This window comes from Porphyromonas sp. COT-052 OH4946 (assembly GCF_000765965.1).
In the GTDB taxonomy this organism is placed as follows: Bacteria; Bacteroidota; Bacteroidia; order Bacteroidales; family Porphyromonadaceae; genus Porphyromonas; species Porphyromonas gulae.
In genome coordinates this window covers 1-5186 of record NZ_JQZY01000011.1, presented here as the reverse complement: position 1 = coordinate 5186, position 5186 = coordinate 1, and the positions used below count along the sequence as shown (strand labels likewise).

Here is a 5186-nt window from a genome sequence, read left to right as displayed (position 1 = left end):
AGGGATGTTGTTATGAATGAGTTTGGTCACCCATAATATAACAATTTTAGCTATTAGTACGCTGTTTCTCATTGGATCAATTAGTTTAAATCACTTCATTCTTATTTTTTCGTTGGGCTGTATAACTCAACGGGTTACGCCTAACTCATAATTTATTTAGGACAACATTGCTCAAATACACAAAAAACTTCCTATTACACAATGAATTAATAAATAAAATGTAGGCCAATTGCCGTGCAAAGGTCTCATATATATGGAAAACGGCTATCTTTGCGAGGTTAAGTCCATCATAAGACAAAAACAGATGACAATCAGAAAGCTCATTTTTTTCGCTGCACTGACATTCCTTTTTGCATCCTGCGGAGAGTTCATAAGGATACAACAGAGTCCCGATGCAACCCTCAAGTATTCGTATGCCAAGAAGTTCTACAACGAACGGAAGTACAGCAAGGCAGCCTCTTTGCTGGAAGATGTGCGAGGCATATACGACGGCACGAGCGAAGGCGAGCAGCTGATGTATCTGCTGGCAGAATGCTATTTCGAGATGAAGCGCGACGCCGATGCCGGTCTCTGCTATCAGGAGTACTACAATAAATATCCCAAGGGAGCACGCGCCGATGAGGCCCGCTACAAAGCAGGATATTGTTTCTACCAAGCATCACCAGACTCGCGATTAGACCAATTGGACACTTATTCGGCTATTCAGGAGCTACAGTCATATCTCGATTTTTATCCCAATGGCAAATACACCAAAGAGGTTGAGAAGATGCTGTTCGACCTGCAGGACAAACTTGCTTATAAGGAGTACAGGACGGCCAAGCTCTACTACAATCTCGGTTTGTATTTGGGCAATAACTACCGCTCTTGCATTGTCACAGCAGAGGCTGCATTGAAGACTTATCCATACACCAAGCATCGCGAAGAGCTGGTCTTCCTGATGCTTCAGGCTATGTACGAAGAGGCTTCTTTCAGCGTCAGCGAAAAGTTGCAAACGCGCTACCGTGATGTGGCAGACCAGTACTTTGCCTACATCAATGAATTTCCTAACGGGAAATACCTCAAGCAAGCCAAAAAGATCTATGACAACGTCAGCAAGCATATCTCACAAGACGCTTGACGAATGCTCATATACACCGGGGAGTCTCTCCCATCGCAGCGACATGAAGGAGGCGGCAGAGGGTGGATCGACAAGGGAGCCGATCGGAAGGGAAAGGCTCTGGCACAAGTACGACTAAAAACAAAAACAATCATAAAAATATATGGAGCTTAAGAAAATGAATGTCCCCATGGACACCATTACGCGCGACATGGTACGTCTGAGCGAAGACACGGAGAACGTGTACGAGACAGTGATGATCATAGCCAAGCGTGCCAATCAAATCGGGCAGCAAATGAAACAGGATCTGGAAAAGAAGCTTCAGGACTTTTCTTCTTCAAATGACAATCTGGAGGAAGTCTTCGAAAATCGTGAGCAGATCGAGATCTCGCGCTACTATGAGCATCTGCCCAAACCCGGTCTGATAGCTACGGCAGAATATGAGCAGGACAAGCTCTACTACCGTATGCCCGGAGCAACATCCACGAACGACTGATCTCTATTGACAACGCCAACTTTTTCGACTTATGTGGCAGAGAATTCAGACACTGTGGCTCCTGCTTGCAGGTATAGCCATGACGGTACTTCTATTCAAACCGATAGGGCTTTTGATAGGGCCGGAAGGACAAGGATACGTGATGAACGTATTAGGACTATATGCACCGGCTACCAATGCGCTGGTCAAGTCCACTTGGGGTCTTTTCGCACTTGATGCCATCATCGTACTGATCTCGTTTGCTACCATCTTCCTCTACAAAAAGCGAATCTTGCAGATCAGACTATGTATCTTCAATATCCTCGTGACGATAGGTTTTCTTATCTATCTGGGGATTCAGATTTGGCAGATATGTTCGGCTGAGAACTTGGAATTCGGATTCCGTTTTTGGCTCTGCATGCCGATAGTCTCCATCATCCTGCACTATCTGGCCATTCGCGGTATAGGGGCTGATGAAGCTATGATACGAGCAGCCGAACGCCTGCGATAAGCTCGCCTTATCCCGCCCCGAATCAGGACGTGCTCACTTACCCTGTACAAAGTATGCCTCTGCTAAAAGAGCGTACTTCGTACAGGGTATGTTTTTGTCGGATGGGAGAAGGGCATTATCCGCAATTCGAGCCACAATAATTCCACTTATGGCACGTGAACCCTTATTCACATTTGGACGAAAGGAGTAACTTTGTTTGAAAGAGGGTAACGCCGCTGTACGTTATTCGGCTTGGCACTTCCCCTCATACCTCTTAAAAACATTCAAGAAAAATGGAAAACGAAAGCAAAACCATCAACATCGAACTGCCCGAAGAAATAGCTCAGGGCAACTACTGCAATCTCTGTATCGTGATGCACTCTCCGAGCGAATTTATCATGGACTTCATCCGTATGGTTCCGAATCGGGACAATGCACGAGTTCAGAATCGCATCATCCTGACTCCGGACAATGCCAAAAGGCTTTTGACCACTCTCTCGGACAACATCCGTCGCTACGAAGCGGAACACGGCGAGATCCGTACCGAGCAACGTATATCGGATGCCACATTTACATTCCCGACCAAAATAAAAGGCGAAGCCTAAGAAATGCTTTCCTCTCCTCCGTCCAATCCTCTCAAAATAGTGGCGGAAGCATCCGTACCCTATTTGAGAGGCATTGTCGATCCCGTTGCTGACATTACTTACCTGCACTCGGGCCACTTCTCTCCCGATACGATACGTCATGCCCGGGCACTGATCGTCCGCAGCATCACCAAGTGCACACCGGCTCTTCTGCAAGGTACTGATGTACGGCTGATAACGACTGCCACGGCCGGATTCGACCATATCGACCGCGAATACTGCGAAAGCCATGGTATCCTCTGGCGCAATTCTCCCGGCTGTAATGCTACGGCCGTAGCGCAGTATGTAATGTGCTGCTTGTGCCGTCTGGCTTTGCACGAGGGATTTTCCCTGAGAGAGAAGCTAATGGGTATAGTGGGTGTAGGCCATGTAGGCGGTGAGCTGAAACGTTTGGCCTCCGCCTATGGCATGAAGCTCCTGCTCTGCGATCCTCCTCGGTCGGAGGCAGAGCGGGACAGTAACTTTCTTCCCCTAAGCCGACTGGCGGAGCAGTGCGACATTATTTCATTCCACGTTCCCCTCACCCATGAAGGTCCTCATGCCACCTACCACCTCATCGATGAAGCTTTGTTACGAAGCTGCGCAGACAAAAAGCCCATCCTGATCAATGCTTGCCGAGGAGCCGTAGCGGATACCCAAGCTCTTATTCGGGCTGTCAGAGGCGGATGGCTCCAAGCCCTCGTAATAGATTGCTGGGAAGGAGAACCCAATATAGACCTCAGCCTGTTGGATTTGGCAGACATCGCGACTCCTCACATTGCAGGATTCTCTGCAGATGGGAAAGCCAATGGAGCCAGAATGTGCCTTGAAGCCATTACAGAAGTATTCGGACTGGAATTTCCCCTGCTGCATACTTTAGCCCCTCCCCCACCGACTCATCCCATCATAGACCTGACGCTCTTCCCCGACCATCGTATCGAAAGGGCTTTGCTGCATACCTTCGATCCGCTCGTACCGGATCGGTCGCTAAGAGCATCGCCGAAGACATTCGAAGAACAACGCAAAGCCTACCTACACCCTCGTGAGATGAAAGCTTTCACGGTCATAGGAGCCACTACGGAAGAAGCGGAAATTCTTCGTGGGATGGACTTCATTTCATAACAGAAAATCATGGAAACCAAACGAATCGTTGTCGTAGGAGCCACCTCAGGCATCGGGCTTGATGTAGCCCGCCTGTTTATCTCTCGTGGTTGGCTCGTGGGTGTTGCCGGTCGCAATACCCAAATGCTCGATGCATTGAAGCAGGAGAATCCCTCACAGGTTTATACAGCGGTAATAGACATCACGCATTCCGATGCTCCTGAACGGCTGTCTCGCCTCATCGAAGAAATGGGCGGTATGGATATATACTTCCACTCGTCCGGTATCGGTTATAACAATCCGCAACTGGACGAAACGAAAGAACTGGATACCCTCCGCACCAACGGAGAGGGATTTACCCGAATGGTCGGTGCCGCCTACCGCTATTTTCGCCTTCGGAAAGAGGGCCAAATAGTAGCCATCAGTTCGGTAGCAGCAACAAGAGGAATGGGATCCGCTCCTGCCTACTCCGCCACGAAACGCTTCCAAATGCACTATCTCCAATCCATACGCCAGTTGGCCACGGCAGATAGCCTGCACCTGACCATCACGGAGATTCGTCCCGGATTTGTCGATACCCCCCTGTTGCGAGACGGGAAGTATCCGATGCTGATGGAGTCCAAGACAGTTGCCCAAGCAATAGTAAAGACTGTCATCCGTCGAAAAAGACTGCTGACTTTCAACTGGCGGTATCGTTTGCTGGTTGCTTTCTGGCGTATGATCCCCGTTCGAATATGGGAGAAAACAAGAGTATAAGGCCGAAAACTGGTATTAAGTGAGCTGTTATACGCCTTTTGGGCCTATTGTAGTTGCACGGGAAATACATCGCCTTATTTTTGTACTGTGTTTTTCATGGTATTAGATTTTAAGGTTAATAAGGAAGTAAGGGCTGTCGGGAGATAGCCCTTATTTTTTTGAAGTCCGCCCTCTGACAAATCCCCCCGTTCCATCCTCTAAGTCCCTCTTTCATCTTCTTTGTATCCGATCAGAATACGAATAAGCATGAAAAATCATATGGAAAAGATCTGCAATTTCACTGCCACGAATGCCGAATCATCCCTGTTTACACCATCCATCGGTATAAAAACATGTGCCAAAAAAGTTTTCAACAACGAAGATGAGTTTAGAACCATTCTAAATAAGCATCCAAACGCAAGTGCTTTTTGCCGTCAAAGAGATGATAAAACGAACTTTTTCAGATCAGGATACGAATATTGCAATACATGATAACGATCTATATACAAATCATTTACGATCTATATACAGATCGTTTTCGATTTATATACAAAACGATTTTAATTTATATATAGTCGTCCCTTAAAATTCTTTTTAATCTCTGATATTCAGCAAATTAGTTTGCGAATATCTTTGCTAAATCTGCAAGTTTTCTTATCTTCATAG

General features: G+C 47.1%; 6 protein-coding genes. All 6 read left to right on the top strand.

Annotation, left to right across the window (positions count from 1 at the left end):
- The first annotated feature begins 304 nt into the window (after positions 1-304).
- The 6 genes from HQ50_RS04990 (at position 305) to HQ50_RS04965 (ending at position 4541) form a co-directional block, all read left to right on the top strand.
- Complete coding sequence (locus HQ50_RS04990) at positions 305-1117, top strand: outer membrane protein assembly factor BamD (protein WP_039428802.1); 813 nt, start codon at positions 305-307, stop codon at positions 1115-1117.
- A 142-nt stretch (positions 1118-1259) separates the two neighbouring features.
- On the top strand, positions 1260-1592 hold the full coding sequence (locus HQ50_RS04985; protein WP_004584487.1) for a DNA-directed RNA polymerase subunit omega: 333 nt from the start codon (positions 1260-1262) through the stop codon (positions 1590-1592).
- Positions 1593-1623: 31 nt separating this feature from the next.
- Positions 1624-2082 (top strand): DUF4293 domain-containing protein, encoded by a 459-nt coding sequence (locus HQ50_RS04980; RefSeq protein ID WP_039426404.1) that lies wholly within the window; start codon positions 1624-1626, stop codon positions 2080-2082.
- Between the two features lie 272 nt (positions 2083-2354).
- Positions 2355-2666 (top strand): DUF3467 domain-containing protein, encoded by a 312-nt coding sequence (locus tag HQ50_RS04975; RefSeq protein WP_039428799.1) that lies wholly within the window; start codon positions 2355-2357, stop codon positions 2664-2666.
- Positions 2667-2669: 3 nt separating this feature from the next.
- Positions 2670-3806: a 4-phosphoerythronate dehydrogenase PdxB gene (pdxB, locus tag HQ50_RS04970; protein ID WP_039428796.1), complete on the top strand. Its 1137-nt coding sequence runs from the start codon at positions 2670-2672 to the stop codon at positions 3804-3806.
- Between the two features lie 9 nt (positions 3807-3815).
- A complete protein-coding gene (locus tag HQ50_RS04965) occupies positions 3816-4541 on the top strand; it encodes an SDR family oxidoreductase (protein WP_039428794.1) in 726 nt (241 codons plus the stop codon).
- Positions 4542-5186 lie beyond the last annotated feature (645 nt).